This window comes from Martinezella lusitana, assembly GCF_014207095.1.
In the GTDB taxonomy this organism is placed as follows: Bacteria; Pseudomonadota; Alphaproteobacteria; order Rhizobiales; family Rhizobiaceae; genus Rhizobium; species Rhizobium lusitanum_B.
In genome coordinates this window covers 337,233-353,697 of sequence record NZ_JACHBG010000002.1, presented here as the reverse complement: position 1 = coordinate 353,697, position 16,465 = coordinate 337,233, and the positions used below count along the sequence as shown (strand labels likewise).

Genomic DNA, 16,465 nt, shown 5'->3' with positions numbered 1-16,465 from the left:
CAGGTTTCCTAGGGAGCATCGTCGATGGAGGAACGGTTTTCAGGCACCGTTTTGAGGCGCAAGCAGGATGAGAACGCCAAACGCCCCACCATGGGCGAAATCGGCCTCAACCACTTCGCGCCGTACCTGATGAACCGGCTGATGGCCCGCTGGAATGCCAATCTTTCCGAAGAGCTGCGCGAATACGACATGACGACCGCCAAGATGCGAACGCTTGCCGTTCTGTGCGTCTCGGCCAGCCTTACCATCAACGAGCTCTCCGTTTTTGCCGTCACCGAACAGTCGACGATGAGCCGCACCTTGGATTCCCTCGAGCAGCAGGGCTACATCCGTCGCCAGCCGCGTGTCGAGGACATGCGCATCCGTGACGTCTCCATCACAGAGGAAGGTCGTGCCGCCTTCGAGAAGGTGTGGCCGACCATGTACGACCTGTTCCTGCAGATGTTCGACGGCGTCGACGAAGTCGAGTATCGCGGCTTCATCTCGACCCTGCACAAAGTTCTGCACAACATCCGTAAGCACGAGATCTAAGCGGGCCAAAAGGCCCGCTGGAGATCAGATCATCGCTTGTTGGGAATGAGCGCCGTCGCCAGTGCCGCGATGGCGGCAATGATGGCGAAAACGTAGAAATTCCACTCCGGACCGACATTCAGGCTGGCGATATATCCGCCCATCAGCGGCCCGGAAAGCGCGCCGATGCGCGAGAAGCTCAGCGCCCAGCCGGTGCCGGCCGCCCGCACGAAGGGCTGCAGGTAGGCAGCCAGATAGCCGGTGAGGATCAGCGATGCCGATACCGTGCCGAAACCGGCGATGGCGACGACCGTATAGTTAAGCCAGATAGATCCTTTGAAGGCGAGAAGCGCGATGCCGACCGCGCCGAGCAAATAGGACAGCGTGACGGTCAGCCGCACGCCGAAACGATCCGCCCATTGACCAAGCACGATACCGCCGATTGCCGAAGTAAAACTGAAAACGGCAAGGAACAGCAGGCTGTCACCAAGATCGTAGCCGCTCTTACGCATGATCTGCGGCAGCCATTGAGCCAGGCCGTAGACCAGAAGCAGACCCATGAATAATGCAATCCAGAAGCACGCGGTGGCAAAGGCGTTTCTCCGCGAGAAAATCTCGCCCAGCACGACACGCCAGCCGAGGCTCGTTTCCCGCGGCTGAGTTCCCGCAGGAACGGAAACGCCAAGCCTGGCAGCCAGACGCTTCGCCTTCTCGCTTTGTCCTCGCGCCACCAGAAAGTCGAGCGACTCGGGCAGCAGCCATGCCATAACAGGCACGAAGAGAACCGGCAGTGTGCCAACCACAACGACCGGCCGCCAGCCATGCTCCGGCAGCAGCCACCTGCCGACGAGCGCGGCTGCGAACAAGCCAAGCGAATAGCCGGAATACATGATGCCGTAATTGAGGTTCTTCTTCGCCGTCGGCGAATATTCAATGGTCAGTGCGGCAGCCAAAGGGATGATGCCGCCGAGCCCAAGACCGGCCGTGAAACGGCTGACGCCAAACCACATCGGCGTCGGAGACCAGGCGGTGACCGCCGTGCAGACGGCAAAAAGCGAGAGGCAGGCGAGAAACATCGGCTTGCGGCCATAAAGCTCGCTGAGTGTACCGACGACAATGCCGCCGACGAGCATGCCGAAGACGGTGTAGCTGCCCATCGCTCCGAGCTGGAGCGGCGAGAGATGCCAGACATTGTCGGTGGAGAGCGCCGGCAGAATAGCGCCGAGGACGCCGACATCATATCCTTCCGCGAAGATCGCCAGCCAGCAAATGAGGACGACGACGAGGCTTTTGGCATACGAGATCTCTCCGCCGCGAGGACTTGTGAGGTCCTTCGCAACGCCATTTCGAAGACTGTCCATGCAATCGTTCCCTTTTGGAGATTATCGGTCTTGGCCGATATTGTCTGCATCCAGAGGACGCACGGGGCGGGATACCCGCCCCGTTCAATTGGTCTGATCGTGTCAGAGCGTTTCTACAGTCTTCAGTGCGCCGTCGAGAGCGATACCCTTCTCGTCCAGCAGCGCCGCCTGCCGCAGCCGCTTCATCCAGGCAGCGCCGTCCTCACGGTCACGCAGCAGCGGCAGCGCAGACATGACGCGATCGAACTTCGACAGGCCGCGCACATGCGTATCGGAATAGCCTTTGACGAGGCGGCGATTGCCAAGCACCTCGACGGCCAGATCGTAATTCGCCGTCAGCAGATTGGATGCCGCGGTGAGCCATGCCTCACGATGCTCGACCTCGCGCGAATGGCGCAGCGTACCGCGGCGAATGCGCCGCAGCCCAGAGACCATATAGAGGCCGAGGAACCAGAACAGCATACCAGTTTGAACGCGTCGGCCCTTGTTGACGAAGCGGTCAAGCCGGGCAAACAGGCGCGGACGGTTCTCGATCCACAGGCCCACGCCTTTCGGCATGGTGCCACAGACCTCATCCATACGCGGATGCATGTATTCGGTCATATAGACGAGCTGGTCGTCCTTGGCACCGACCTCCTTGCGTACCCGCTCGAAGCGCGAACCGCGCACTTTCAGATCGGCAACGCGAATGACATCGTCATAAGCCATGGCAACGGCGACATATTTTGCCGCCTGCACGGTGAAAGCGAAATCCTTGGTTGCACCGCCAGCTTTACGGTCCAGCGCATGAAGCGCTGCAACGCGGCTTAGATATTCGTCGGCATAGGCCGGGTCCTGATAGTCGGTCAGCCGCTTGGCGCCGGCAAACAGCAGCGGGTGTGCCGCATCAGGAAACTCCGCGCGGATGCGATGGACCAGCCTGTCCAGCGCCGGATGACCAGCCGTCTCTGGCAGAGCGTCGAAATGCTTCGGCGGAGTTGCGGAAACAGCGTCGCGCGGCTTTTCCTTGACCCTGTCGAAAGCGGCATTGAACGCTTTGAGGCTCGGCTCGATGCCCTTGCCGCCGGCGCGAATCATCGCCTCGAAAGCCTGCTTTGCGAAAGGAAGCGCACCGGAGCCGGCCAGCGCGCCAAACATGGATGCGGAAATCACACTGCCGTTCTTGACGGCGAGTGTCTCCATGTCAAAGGCGATCGTGCGTTTGGCGGCGAAATCCGTCGCGTCGACCACGACCTCCGGGTTGCCGATGCCATCGCCCGGCTTCTCCTTCTCGCCCACAGCAAAGGAGCGATGCGTCGATGCAATCAGCACGGTCTTGTCCGGCGTGACCAGGCCGCGCAGCACGGAACGGCCGGCCTCCATCAGTTCTGCCGCCATGACGACATCGACATCGCCGGGAGTCGGCATCAGCGAAAAGGTCGGTGCGTGACCGTCGCGGGCCGGCAGCATCTCGATGTAATAAATTGTCGCGCCCGTTCGCTGCGCCACGCCGGGCACCGACGTCGTCTGCGCCATCCAGCCTTCGGCTTCGGCAAGGCCGACGATCCAGTCGGCCAGCACGCCGCCGCCCTGCCCGCCCATGGCAAGAACGGCAAGCGACAGCGGCTTGTCCGTGGAAAGTCTGTTGGCGCCGAGATCACTCATGCTCACATGCTCGTTCATATCGCCCTCTCAATCTGCGAAGACGATGCGGCCGGCGCGGCGACGTGCCTGCAGCCAACCGATGACGCGGGACCGCAGGCGGGCGACAAAGCGATCCCAGCCTGTCGGATTGTGAATGATATCGGCACGGTAGAAAGAGGGACAGAGCACCGCGGCCTCCGAAACCTCACCGCAATTGCCGCAGCCGACGCAATTATTGTCGATCGCCGCCACCGGATCGTCCTTCAGCGGATCGTCGGTATGCTTGACCGAGAGCGAGGGACAGCCGGACAGGCGGATGCAGGCGTGATCGCCTGTGCAGACGTCTTCGTCCACCCCGAAGCGCTCCTTGACCATGCGCTTGCCGTCCTTGACAGCCTTGGCGAATTGCGGCTTCACGCGGCGCTGCTTGTTAAGCATGCATTCCGAAGAAGCGACGATGATCTTCGGCCCTGGCTCCTTCGATGTCAGCGCCTCGCGCAGCGTATCGCGCATCTTGCCGACATCGTAAGTGCGGTCGATCTGGCGCACCCAGGTCGCTCCGATGCCTTTCACGGCATTGACGATGGAATTGTTGGTCTTGCGGCGCGGATTGAGCGCGCGCGAAGACGGTATGTCCTGTCCCCCGGTCGCCGCCGAATAATAGTTGTCGACAACGAGGATGACACCGTCCTGCTTGTTGAAAACGGCATTGCCGACCGAGGTCGCCAAACCATTGTGCCAGAAGCCGCCGTCGCCCATGACCGAGATGGCGCGCTTATCTGCCGCCACGTTGAAAGCCGAGGCAGCGGCCGGTCCAAGCCCGTAGCCCATGGTCGTGCTGCCCAGGTTGAAAGGCGGCAGGATCGAGAACAGGTGGCAGCCGATATCGCCTGATATGTGATGCTGGCCGAGTTCACCTTCGACCAGCTTCATGGCCGCGAAGATAGGCCGCTCGGGACAGCCGATGCAGAAGCCTGGCGGACGCGGCGGCACGACCTCGGCCAGCGCCTTGATCTTCGGATCGTTGAGGATCGGCGTAGGGTCGGGCAGCGGCGGCTGATTGCCGAGCAGCACACGCTGGTGAACTTCCAAGAAGTTCTTGATGCCCTTCATCAATACGGGGGCGGTATATTCGCCGCCCATGGGCAGGACATCCTTACCCGCAATCTTGGTCTGGATGTCGCGGCGGCGCAGGATGGTGTTGAGGGACTGCTCGATATATTCGGGCGCCCCCTCCTCGACCATCAGCACCGCCTTCTTGTTCGCACAGAACTCGGCAATCTGATCGTCGATCAGCGGATAGGCGACATTGAGGACATAGAGCGGCACGGCGGAATTGCCGTAAACGTCCGCAAGACCGAGCTGCTGCAGCGCGCGCATGACACCATTATAGGCGCCTCCAAGCAGAATAATGCCGACCTCACCCTCGGAGGGGCCGAAATATTCGTTGAGCCGCCGCTTCTTGATGAAATCGACCGCAGCCGGCCAGCGCTTCTCCAGCTTTTCCTTCTCGTGCAGGAAGGATGCCGGTGGAAGCACGATGCGGTTGACGTCACGGACAGGCTTTTCCAGTGCCTGCTTCAGCGTATAGGCCGGGCGCTTATTGTCCTTGGCGACAAATTGGCCATGCACATGGCAGCTGCGGATGCCGACCTGCAGCATGACTGGTGTATTAGAGGCCTCGGAAAGTTCGAAGCCCTCCTCGACCGCCTGCACGATCGACGGCAGGTTCGGACGTGGATTGAGCAGCCACATCTGCGATTTCATCGCATAAGCGTGGCTGCGCTCCTGCATGATCGAGGAGCCTTCGCCGTAGTCCTCACCGATGATGATCAGTGCGCCACCCGTGACCCCACCCGAGGACAGGTTGGAAAGGGCGTCGGAGGCAACATTGGTGCCCGCCGTCGATTTCCAGGTGACGGCGCCGCGCACCGGATACATGACAGAGGCGGACAGCATGGCGGCGGCAGCCGCTTCCGATGCCGACGTCTCGAAATGAACGCCGAGATCTTCCATCACGTCCTTGGCATCGGCCAGCACGTCCATGAGATGGGAAATCGGCGATCCCTGATAGCCTCCGACATAGGATACGCCGGACTGCAGAAGTGCCTTGGTGATCGCGAGAATACCCTCGCCGCGGAAGACATCGCCTTCCCCGAGCTTCAGATCCTCGACCTCGCGCGCAAATGATCGCTCGGCCATCGTCGTTACCCCTTCGCCCTTGAGGGCTTCTTTAAATCATTTGCAAAATCATATTTTGAACTTCCTCGAACTGTCAACGAACAAATATGCGATATCGCTGAATGGATTGCCGATCGAAGGCGGCAGCGATGCATTCTTCTCCTCAATCCCAAATCGCTCAATAACGACCAGCAGCGCAGATATATGCAGAAGCATGGAATATATGTACCAAATGCGGGCCGGATTTTTTGAAAGAACCAGAGAAAGCGCTTGCCGCTCCAAAATACATATTTTAGGATTAAAACATTCCGACAATAAATCGCCAGCGGCAGGCGAGCGTCATGCTTTTTCTGCCGCTTAACAGGGGAACGGAGTGACCATGACTAAACTTACACGGCGTGAGGCCCTGAGCCTCGGCGCAGCAGCATTTATTACTGGGATTCTCGCAGGCAGGACGCCTGTCGAAGCTGCCGAAACCGGCACGCTGACCATCGCCTTCAACGTCAACCTGCCATCTTTCGATCCGACGACCGGCCCTTCCGCCGTCAACCCGACGATCCAGGCGATCTATCGCTCGATCTTCGACCAATATATCGGTCAGGGACCGGATCTGAAGTTCCAGCCGGGCCTGCTGACCGCATGGGGTTGGAACGACGACAAGACCAAGCTCTGGATGGACGTTCGCGAGGGCGTAACCTGGCATGACGGCTCCAAGTTCACGCCTGATGACGTCGTCTGGTCGCTGGAGCGCGCCGCCAAGCAGGAAACCGGCAATCCCATCCAGTTCATCTGGTCGACCGCCAATAACTACAAGGTGGAAGGCAACCGCATCACCGGCGATGTCGTCCGCTTCGAGCCGACCTTCTTCAAGTGGATGGCCTTCCTCACCGGCTATATCCTGCCGAAGAACTATTACACCAAGGTGGGCGCCGAAGGCTTCGAGAAGAAGCCGATCGGCACCGGCCCCTATATGGTCGATGCTTATGAGGGCAATTCCTATCTGCGCCTGAAGGCAAACCCGAACTATTTCGGTGGCAAACCCGCCTTTGACACGGTCATCTTCAAGTTCGTGCCCGACACGACGAGCCGCGTCGCGGAAATCGAATCCGGCTCGTCCGACGTGACGCTGGAAATCCCGTATGAGGATTTCGATCGGCTGAAGCAGAAGTCCGGTCTCGCAGGCGTTGCAACCCCGGTCTCAGACATCGGTATGATCTTCATCAGCAACGTCGATCCGATGCTCGATAAGAATGTCCGCCTCGCCGCCAACATGGCGATCGACAAGGACGCGATCATCAAGCGGCTGCTGCGCGGCTATGGCAATCCGCTTTCGACGCTCGAAGCCCCGGAATACGAAGCCTACGACGCCTCCATCAAGATCTCTTACGATCCGGAACAGGCCAAGAAGCTTCTGGCGGCAAGCGGCTATTCGACGAAGAAGCCGGTGAAGTTCACCATCAAGACCACCCGCGGCTTCAAGCCGAAGGACTACGAGATGATCCAGGCGATCGTCGGCATGTGGCGCAAGGTGGGCATCGAGGCTGAGATCGAAGTCTACGAAATCGCCAAGCATTACGAGCTGCGCGCTGCCCACAAGCTCGGCCCGGCCGCCTTCTACAACTGGGGCAATGCCATCGGCGACCCGACGACCTCGACCGGCTTCGCCATGTTCGGCCCCTCGCCGCACTCCGCCTGGAAGACCAAGGATATCGACGACATGCTCGGGCCGCTCTGGGTCGAAAAGGACGAGGCAAAGCGCATTGCCGGCTGGAAAGCGGCGATCAAATACATCGCCGAACAGGGCTATGTGATCCCGCTGCTGCAATATGTTCAGCCCATCGTCTACAAGTCGAGCCTGAAGGTCACGCCGAACGTCTCCGGCGCCCTGCAGCCGACGCTCTTGTCGAAGGCTTGATATCATTTTTGTGGCTTTGCCCCTCACCCTAACCTTCTTCCCGCCCTGAGCTCGTCGAAAGGGCGGAGAGAAGGAACGACCTCTGTTCCCTCGCGTGAACAGGCAATTAGGGGTAGGCTGCAGACGCCTCCTTCCCCTTCTCCCCGTCAAAACGGGGAGAAGGTGCCCGACAGGGTGGATGAGGGGCTTGGCCTCTTCATTTGCAGCAGCGAATGCCATCGGATTTCATAACGCATGATAGCAATTTCCATTCTCAACCGGCTGGTCATGGCCGCCATCACGCTGTTCGGAGTGGCGTTGATCGTCTTCGTCCTGCTGCGCGTCGTGCCGGGCGATCCGATCGCCATGATGATCTCGCCGGGCGCAAGCCCTGCCGACATCGCAGCACTGCGCGCCCATTACGGCCTTGATGCAAGTCTAACGACCCAATTCATGATCTGGCTGAAATCGGTTCTGATGGGTGACTTCGGAACGTCGATCTCCCTGAAGCGCGATGTGCTCTCCCTGCTCGGCGAGCGTCTCCCCGCGACGCTGGAGCTTGCGTTTGCCGCCCTTGTTCTGGCCGTTCTTCTTGGCGGCGCGGTCGCCATCGTCGGCACGCTCGCCCGCCGCACGATTTTCGAGCCTGTGATCGATAGTCTGAACGGCCTTTTCCTCGCCGTACCGGATTTCGTCTGGGCCTTGGCGCTAGTTTTGGTTCTCGGAGTTCTCTTTCCGCTCTTCCCGCTCTCCGGCCGCATCGACCCGAGCATCGACGCGCAGTTTGCGACCCCATTCTATCTCATCGAAAGCCTGGTGACGCTTCGCTTTGCGATCTTCGTCGATATCTGCGCGCACATAGTCATGCCGGTGCTGGCGCTCGGCCTGCCGCTCGCCGCCATCATCGCCCGCGTGCTGAAAGCCGCACTCTCCGAGGCCATGGTGCAGGATTATATCCTGCTCGCCAAGCTGAAGGGTATGTCCGAGCTCCGGCTGGTGCTGCAGGAGGCATTGCGCAATGCCGTAGGCCCGACAATCGCGTTGACGGGCGTGCAATTCACCTTCCTCATCGGCGGCACCGTCATCGTCGAGCGCATCTTCGCCTATCCCGGCATCGGCAACATGGCGATCGATGCCGTCATCAACCGCGACCTGCCGCTGATCCAGGGGCTTGTCCTGGTCTTCGGCGCCATCTTCATTCTCGTCAATCTGGCAGTCGATCTCCTGGTCGCGGCCTTCAATCCGAGGCTCGCCCATGGCTGACGTCACCTCGCCCGCCATACCACTATCGCCCTCCAGAATGGCGAAACGCGTTCGGGCGCTGCTGTCCGAGCCGAAGGTGATCTTCGGCGGCGGCTTCATTCTCACGCTCCTCATCCTCGCGATCTTTGCGCCTTATATCGCGCCGAAAGATCCGCTGGAGCAGGATCTGATGTCCGGCACCCTACCGCCGGCCTGGATCGAGGGTTCCGATCCCGGCTTCCTGCTGGGCACCGACGATCTCGGCCGTGACGTGCTGTCCCGCGCGATCTTCGGCACGCGCATCGCGCTCACGGTCGCCTTCGTCGCAGCCGGCCTCGCGGCTCTGATCGGCACGCTGCTCGGCCTCCTCGCCGGCTGGTATGGCGGCTGGATCGACAAGGTCATCTCACGCCTCGTCGATATCTGGATGGCCTTCCCGCCCGTATTGCTATCGATATTGCTCGTCGCCGTCTTCGGCTCCGGCGTCCACTCGGTCATCGCCGCTATCGTCATCATCGACTGGACACGCTTCTGTCGCGTCGTGCGCTCGGAAACGCAGGCCCAAGCGCGAATGGATTATGTGACCGCCGCCCACACGATCGGCTTTTCGCGGGCCAGAATCCTCTTCAGCGAAATCCTGCCCAATGTGACGCCGGTGCTGATCGCCCTTGTCAGCCTGGAAATGGGCATCGCCGTCATCGTCGAAGCCATTCTGTCCTTCGTCGGCCTGTCGGTCGCATCCGACACGCCGACCTGGGGCGGCATGATCGCCGAGGGTCGGCAGATGATCTATCAAGGCTGGTGGGTTCTGGTCGTGCCGTTGATCGCGCTCTTTGCGACGGTGCTTGCCTTCAATCAACTCGGCGACGGCCTGCGCCGCGCCCTCGATCCGGTGATGCGCCGATGACATCTCCACTTCTCTCCATTACCGGCCTCAACGCCATATCCGACCGTGACGGCGGCGCACCGATCCTACGCGATGTCTCCCTCACCCTTGAGCGTGGCGAAGTGCGCGGGCTCGTCGGCGAAAGCGGTGCCGGAAAGTCCACCATCGCCAAGGCTTTGCTCGGCATCCTGCCGCGCAGCGTCCGTATTACGAGCGGATCGATCCTGTTCGAAAGCCGTGACCTCCTTACTCTCTCAGCCGGGGAATTGCGCAGCATCATGGGCAGCGAGATTTCGTTGATCCCGCAAGACCCGCAAACGGCGCTCAATCCCGGCCGGCGCGTCGAGGCGCAACTGACCGACGGCCTGCGGCTGAAGCGGGGCATGTCATCGGGCGACGCTCGGCGGCGGGCGCTGAAGCTGTTGGAGGAAGTGCATATCCGCGATCCCGAGCGCGTGCTTCACGCCTACCCGCACGAATTGTCCGGCGGCATGCGCCAGCGTATATTGATTGCCGCAGCCTTCGCGCTGGAACCAAAACTGGTCGTCGCCGACGAACCGACCACGGCACTCGACGTCACCGTGCAGAAGCAGATCCTGCGGCTGATCCGCGGCCTGCAGGAAGCGCATGGCACCGCCGTCATCTTCGTCACCCATGACCTCGGCGTCGTCGCCCAGATTTGCGATAGCGTCACCCTGCTCTACGCCGGCAAGGTCATCGAAGAGGGACGCACGAGCGATGTGCTCACCCATCCCCGACACATATACACAAGATCATTGATATCGGCCGGGCCGCGCTACGACCGGCCGGATGCTGGGTTGACACCGGTTCCGCAAGCCGTCTTCGAACAATTGCGCCGTGAGATTGGCATTCCGGAGGGTGGCCGATGAGCGTTTCCGATAATCTCCTGTCGGCTAAAGGCATCGAAGTTACCTATGGCGCCAAGCCGCACCTTTTCGGACCGCCGGGCCACGGCATCAAAGTGCTGCATGGGGTCGATATCGACATCCGCCGCGGCGAAACGGTCGGCATCGTCGGCGAAAGCGGCTCGGGCAAGACGACCCTCGGCCGCGCCCTGCTACGGCTGGTCGATGTGACCGCAGGCAGCATCCACTTCGACGGCAGGGACATCACCCGTCTGCCCGATACCGAGATGCGGCCGCTGCGTCGCCGCATGCAGATGATCTTCCAGGATCCGATGGCCTCGCTCAATCCGCGCCATACCATCCGCCGCATCCTCGTCGAACCGCTGCTGCTGCATAGGCTGGCTTCTGACCGGAAAGACGCTGAGCGACGCGTCGCCAAGATCCTCGAGCGGGTAACGTTGCCGCAGGCCTGCCTCGATCGCAATCCGCATGAGCTTTCCGGTGGCCAGCGCCAGCGCGTCGGCATCGCGCGGGCCGCGTTGCTGGAGCCTGATTTCGTGCTGGCAGACGAGATCGTCTCCGGCTTGGACGTGTCAACGCAGGCACAGGTGCTCAATCTGCTGAAAGAGCTTTCGCGCGACCTCGGCTTGTCCATGGCCTTCATCAGCCACGACCTCTCGGTCATCCGTGCCGTCTGCGACCGTGTCTATGTCCTGCGCCATGGCCGTGTCGAAGAGGAAGGCGATTGCGAGCGCGTCTTCACTGCCCCCGCCTCCGCCTATACCCGCATGCTGCTGGATGCCATCCCTCTGCCGGAAATCGACCCGCACTGGCTCGGGCGCGATGCAGGGCAGGAGAACGCAGCCTGAAAGGCGTTTCCGCTACTTGAGGCGGAAACGCTGAATCTTGCCTGATTCCGTTTTCGGCAGAGCCTCGACGAAGATGATGGAGCGTGGATATTTATAAGGCGCGATTATCGCCTTGACATGATCCTGCAGCGCCTTGACCAGCAAATCCGAACCGGAGACACCCGGCGCCAGCACCACATGAGCCTGAACGATGTGGCCCCGTTCCTCGTCCGGTTTGCCGACGACGGCGCATTCCAGCACGTCGGCATGCGAAAGAAGGGCAGCCTCGACTTCCGGTCCGGCAATATTGTAGCCGGCCGACAGGATGATGTCGTCGGAGCGCGCGGCGAAGTGGAAATAGCCATCTTCGTCCTGAACGAAGCTATCGCCCGTCAGGTTCCAGCCAGCGCGCACGTAGTCTGCCTGCCGATGGTCGGCGAGATATCGGCAGCCGATCGGGCCACGAACGACGAGCTTGCCGATCGTACCGCGCGGAACCTCGTTCATATCCTCATCCACAACGCGGGCTTCATAGCCCGTCAACGGCTTGCCGGTGCAGTTCGCCTTGGCATCGGAAAGCCGGTTGGAGATGAAGATATGCAGCAACTCCGTCGAGCCGATACCGTCTAGGATCGGCTTGCCGGTCTTGCGCGTCCATTCCTCGAAGATCGGCCCGGGCAGCGTCTCACCCGCCGAAACGGCGATTCGAAGTGAGGAAAGGTCGGCCCCCTCTTCCATGGCGGCCAGCATGGCACGATAGGCCGTCGGCGCGGTGAAGCTGATGGTCGCGCCATATTCCTGGATGATCTCGATCATATTCTTCGGCGAAGCATTCTCCAGCAGCGCCGTCGACGCACCGAAGCGCAGGGGGAAGACGACGAGACCGCCGAGCCCGAAGGTGAAGGCAATCGGCGGCGAGCCGATGAAAACGTCATCGGGCGTGACCTGCAAGACTTCCTTCGCATAGGCATCGGCGATGATCAGGATATCGCGATGGAAATGCATCGTCGCCTTCGGCACGCCCGTCGAGCCAGAGGTGAATCCGAGCAGCGCCACGTCATCCCGACCGGTTTTGACCACTTCGAAACGAACGGGCTTATTGAGCGCGATGCGGTCGAGCTCGGCATCGTGATTGGCGGTGCCGTCAAAGCCGACGACCTGCTTCAGGAAGCGGCTATCCTTGGCGACTGTGACCAGCTCCTCCAGCAGTCTCGTATCGCAGAGTGCAAAGGAAATTTCCGCCTTGTCGACGACCTTCGAGAGCTCGCCCGCCCGCAGCATCGGCATCGTATTGACGGCGACGGCGCCGACCTTGGTCACCGCCAGCCAGCAGGCGATCATGGCGGGGTTGTTGCCGGAGCGGATGAGAACGCGATTGCCGGGTTTGACGCCAAAGTTCTCGACAAGCGCGTGGGCGATGCGGTTGGTCCAATCCGCAAGCTCCTTATAGGTGCGGCGGCGGCCGTTGCCGATCAGTGCCACATTGTCGCCGAAGCCCTTTTCCACCATCCGGTCGCTAAGCTCGAAGCCGGCATTCAGCCATTCCGGATAGTCGAAACCGTCCATTCGCAATTCGGGCCATTCCCCGAAAGGCGGCAGGTTGTCCCGCGTGAATGTATCGGTATGACCGGTCGGTCCCAGCATTGCCTCGCTCCCAGATAGCAATCAATCAAGCCCCATCGCAGCGACCTCCCCAAGGCCCTATGTGTGGCATGGCTAAAAAGATCGCACTGAAAAAAGGAATGTTCAAGCAAGAAATTTTAAGCCTAAAATATTTTCTGCTTCCGATTGATTTAAAAGGATATTTTTAGATTTCTAGAGCGCTGCGCGGCCGCGTGATCACGAGATTCAGACAAGAGATATCTTGACGAATGCGACCGGCAAGATATTTTAAACTTAAATAATTTTTCGGAACCCCCACGGTTTCAAGAGGAGGGATAAGCGATGCGCATCGTCTGTATCGGCGGCGGTCCGGCTGGGCTCTACTTCGCGCTTCTGATGAAGAAACTCCATCCCGAGCATTCGATCCGCGTCGTCGAGCGCAATCGCCCTTACGACACCTTCGGCTGGGGCGTTGTCTTCTCCGATGCGACCATGGTTTCGATGCGCGAATGGGACCCCGAAAGCGCTGCCGAAATCGAGGATGCCTTCAACCATTGGGACGATATCGAAGTCCTGTTCAAGGGCACGCGCCAGCGCACATCGGGCCACGGCTTCGTCGGCATCGGCCGCAAGAAACTTTTGAATATCCTGCAGAAACGCTGTGAGGCGCTGGATGTCGAGCTGATCTTCGAAACCGACGTCAATTCCGATCTCGATTACCCCGACGCCGATCTGATCATCGGCTCGGATGGCCTCAATTCGCGCATTCGCAATCATTATCCGGAAGTCTTCCAGCCGGACATGATCACCCGGCCGAATCGCTATATCTGGCTGGGCACAGACAAGCTGTTCGACGCCTTTACCTTCGATTTCCGCAAGACCGACCACGGCTGGTTCCAGGCGCATATCTACAAGTTCGACGACAAGACCTCGACCTTCATCGTCGAAACCACCGAAGAAGCCTATCTCGCCCACGGCCTCGACAAGGTCGATCAGGATGGCTCTATCGCCTTCTGCGAAAACCTGTTCTCCGAAGTGCTCGAAGGCTCGTCGCTGATGACCAATGCCCGCCATATCCGCGGCTCGGCATGGCTGAACTTCAACCGCCTGATCTGCGGCAAGTGGAGCCATTTCAACGGCAATTCCCATGTCGTGCTGATGGGCGACGCGGCGCATACCGCGCATTTCGCCATCGGTTCCGGCACCAAGCTCGCCATCGATGACGCCATCGAGCTGACCCGTCAGTTCCAGATCCACGGGCACCAGAAAGACAAGATCCCGGCCGTTCTCGAGACCTACGAGGAAATCCGCCGCGTCGACGTCGCCCGCATCCAGAATGCCGCCCGCAATGCCATGGAATGGTTCGAGGTCGTCGGTCGCCGCTATGCCGACACGCTCGAGCCGCCGCAATTCATGTATTCGATGCTGACCCGCTCGCAGCGCATCAGCCACGAAAATCTGCGACTGCGCGACAAGACCTGGCTTGAGGGCTATGAGCGCTGGTTCGCCGAGAAATCCGGCCTTGCCGTCGGCAATGATCGCTGCCTGCCGCCGATGTTCACACCCTATCGCCTCCGCGACGTCCAGCTCGTCAACCGCATCGTCGTCTCGCCGATGGCCATGTACTCGGCCACGGATGGCGTGATGAACGACTTCCACATTATCCATCTCGGCTCGCGCGCCCTCGGCGGTGCCGGCTTGATCTTTGCGGAAATGACCTGCGTCACCCCGGATGCGCGCATCACCCCCGGCTGCCTCGGCCTCTGGAACGAGGAACAGGCTGCGCAGTGGAAGCGGCTCATCGACTTCGTTCATACGAGCAGCGCCGCCAAGGTCGGCATCCAGATCGGCCATGCCGGCCGCAAGGGTGCGACGAAACTCGCCTGGGAAGGCATCGACCAGCCGCTGGCCGAAGGCGAGTGGCCGCTGATCTCGGCGTCATCAGTCCCCTACCTCAAGAACAGCCAGGTGCCGAAGGCCATGGATCGCGTCGACATGGACCGCGTCAAGGCTGACTTCATCCGCTCAACCAAGCTGGCGGTCGAAACCGGCGCAGACTGGCTGGAATTGCACTGCGCCCACGGTTATCTGCTGTCGAGCTTCCTGTCGCCGCTCACCAATCTGCGTGACGACGAATATGGCGGCAGCCACGAAAACCGCGCCCGCTACCCGCTTGAAGTCTTCCATGCAGTCCGCGCCATCTGGCCAGCGAACAAGCCGATCTCGGTGCGCCTCTCCTGCCACGACTGGACCGATGGGGGCAACACGCCGGAAGATGCGGCCATCTTCGCTGCCATGTTCAAGGAAGCCGGCGCCGACCTGATCGACTGCTCTTCGGGCCAAGTCTCGAAACAGGAAAAGCCGGTCTACGGCCGCCTGTTCCAGACGCCTTTCTCCGACAAGATCCGCAATGAGATCGGCATCCCGACAATCGCCGTGGGCGCGATCTCGGAGGCAGACCATGCCAATTCGATCATCGCCGCTGGCCGCGCCGATCTCTGCGCCGTCGCCCGCCCGCATCTGGCGGATCCGGCCTGGTCGCTGCATGAGGCCGCCAAGATCGGGCTGACTTCCATTCCCTGGCCGAAGCAATATGTTTCCGGCAAGCTTCAGTACGAAACCAACCTCGCCCGCGCAGCCACCACAACACCGGCGAAATGAGGATGAAATGACGAGTTCGGGCAAACTTGCAGGCCGCCACGCCCTCGTCACCGGTGCCGGCAGCGGCATCGGCGCTGCGATCGCCAAGGCGCTCGCCGCAGAGGGTGCGCAGGTCAGCCTGGCCGGTCGCCGCATGGAGCCGCTGGAAACGGTTGCCACCGAAATCGGCGCGCAGGCCTTTGTGGTCGATGGGTTCGATGTCACCAACACCGAAGCCGTAGCCCAGGGCCTTGCCAAAGCACGCGAAAAATTCGGCCCGGTCGATATTCTCGTCAACAATGCCGGCGAAGCGCCGAGTGCACCCTTCGAGAAGACGAGCCTGGAAGCCTGGAACCACGTCCTAACGGTCGACCTGACCGGCGTTTTCGTGGTGACGCAGGCGGTTCTTCCCGACCTGAAAGCCCGTGGCATCGGCGCGCGCATCATCAATATCGCCTCGACGGCGGGCTTGAAAGGCTATGGCTACGTCTCGGCTTACGTCGCCGCCAAGCATGGCGTCGTCGGCCTGACGCGCTCGCTGGCGCTTGAACTTGCCAAAACCGGCATGACGGTCAATGCCGTCTGCCCCGGCTTCACCGATACGCCGATCATTCAGCGCTCGATCGAAACGATCGTCGCCAAGACCGGGCGCACGCCCGAACAGGCGCTTGCCGAGTTCACGAAGTCCAATCCGCAGGGACGGCTGATCAGGCCGGAAGAAGTTGCCGACACCGTGCTCTGGCTGGCATCGCCGGCCGCGGCATCGATCAATGGACAGGCAATTGCGGTTGCCGGTGGGGAGATTTGAACGC

12 protein-coding genes are annotated in these 16,465 nt (G+C 60.8%); 8 read left to right on the top strand and 4 right to left on the bottom strand.

The window, feature by feature from the left end:
• Nucleotides 1–24: 24 nt before the first annotated feature.
• Nucleotides 25–531, top strand: coding sequence for a MarR family winged helix-turn-helix transcriptional regulator (locus tag GGD46_RS06265; protein WP_184702848.1), 507 nt, complete (start codon nt 25–27; stop codon nt 529–531).
• 29 nt (nt 532–560) lie between these two features.
• Here GGD46_RS06265 and GGD46_RS06260 read toward each other — a convergent pair whose 3' ends face one another.
• The 3 genes from GGD46_RS06260 to GGD46_RS06250 all read right to left on the bottom strand — a co-directional run bounded on the left by GGD46_RS06260 (nt 561) and on the right by GGD46_RS06250 (nt 5,696).
• A complete protein-coding gene (locus tag GGD46_RS06260) occupies nt 561–1,871 on the bottom strand; it encodes an MFS transporter (RefSeq protein ID WP_184702847.1) in 1,311 nt (436 codons plus the stop codon).
• A gap of 102 nt (nt 1,872–1,973) precedes the next feature.
• Entirely contained in the window at nt 1,974–3,533 is a 1,560-nt protein-coding gene (locus GGD46_RS06255) for an indolepyruvate oxidoreductase subunit beta family protein (protein ID WP_184702846.1), read from the bottom strand.
• 9 nt (nt 3,534–3,542) lie between these two features.
• Nucleotides 3,543–5,696 (bottom strand): indolepyruvate ferredoxin oxidoreductase subunit alpha, encoded by a 2,154-nt coding sequence (locus GGD46_RS06250; protein ID WP_184702845.1) that lies wholly within the window; start codon nt 5,694–5,696, stop codon nt 3,543–3,545.
• Between the two features lie 358 nt (nt 5,697–6,054).
• Between GGD46_RS06250 and GGD46_RS06245 the strand changes: the two genes are divergently transcribed.
• The 5 genes from GGD46_RS06245 to GGD46_RS06225 all read left to right on the top strand — a co-directional run bounded on the left by GGD46_RS06245 (nt 6,055) and on the right by GGD46_RS06225 (nt 11,432).
• The gene (locus GGD46_RS06245) at nt 6,055–7,590 is read left to right on the top strand and encodes an ABC transporter substrate-binding protein (RefSeq protein ID WP_184702844.1); all 1,536 of its coding nucleotides are present in this window, start codon (nt 6,055–6,057) and stop codon (nt 7,588–7,590) included.
• A 234-nt stretch (nt 7,591–7,824) separates the two neighbouring features.
• The gene (locus tag GGD46_RS06240; protein ID WP_184702842.1) at nt 7,825–8,832 is read left to right on the top strand and encodes an ABC transporter permease; all 1,008 of its coding nucleotides are present in this window, start codon (nt 7,825–7,827) and stop codon (nt 8,830–8,832) included.
• A complete protein-coding gene (locus GGD46_RS06235; RefSeq protein WP_184702839.1) occupies nt 8,825–9,718 on the top strand; it encodes an ABC transporter permease in 894 nt (297 codons plus the stop codon). The genes GGD46_RS06240 and GGD46_RS06235 overlap by 8 nt, the downstream gene beginning before the upstream one ends.
• A complete protein-coding gene (locus tag GGD46_RS06230) occupies nt 9,715–10,587 on the top strand; it encodes an ABC transporter ATP-binding protein (protein WP_184702837.1) in 873 nt (290 codons plus the stop codon). The genes GGD46_RS06235 and GGD46_RS06230 overlap by 4 nt, the downstream gene beginning before the upstream one ends.
• On the top strand, nt 10,584–11,432 hold the full coding sequence (locus GGD46_RS06225) for an ATP-binding cassette domain-containing protein (RefSeq protein WP_184702835.1): 849 nt from the start codon (nt 10,584–10,586) through the stop codon (nt 11,430–11,432). The genes GGD46_RS06230 and GGD46_RS06225 overlap by 4 nt, the downstream gene beginning before the upstream one ends.
• Before the next feature lie 12 nt (nt 11,433–11,444).
• Here GGD46_RS06225 and GGD46_RS06220 read toward each other — a convergent pair whose 3' ends face one another.
• Nucleotides 11,445–13,055 carry an AMP-binding protein gene (locus tag GGD46_RS06220; protein ID WP_184702832.1) on the bottom strand — a complete coding sequence of 537 codons (1,611 nt, stop codon included), beginning with the start codon at nt 13,053–13,055 and terminating at the stop codon, nt 11,445–11,447.
• A 300-nt stretch (nt 13,056–13,355) separates the two neighbouring features.
• Here GGD46_RS06220 and GGD46_RS06215 point away from each other — a divergent pair, with 300 nt between their 5' ends.
• Complete coding sequence (locus GGD46_RS06215) at nt 13,356–15,674, top strand: bifunctional salicylyl-CoA 5-hydroxylase/oxidoreductase (protein WP_184702830.1); 2,319 nt, start codon at nt 13,356–13,358, stop codon at nt 15,672–15,674.
• A gap of 7 nt (nt 15,675–15,681) precedes the next feature.
• The gene (locus GGD46_RS06210) at nt 15,682–16,461 is read left to right on the top strand and encodes an SDR family NAD(P)-dependent oxidoreductase (protein WP_184702828.1); all 780 of its coding nucleotides are present in this window, start codon (nt 15,682–15,684) and stop codon (nt 16,459–16,461) included.
• The last annotated feature ends 4 nt before the right edge of the window (nt 16,462–16,465 follow it).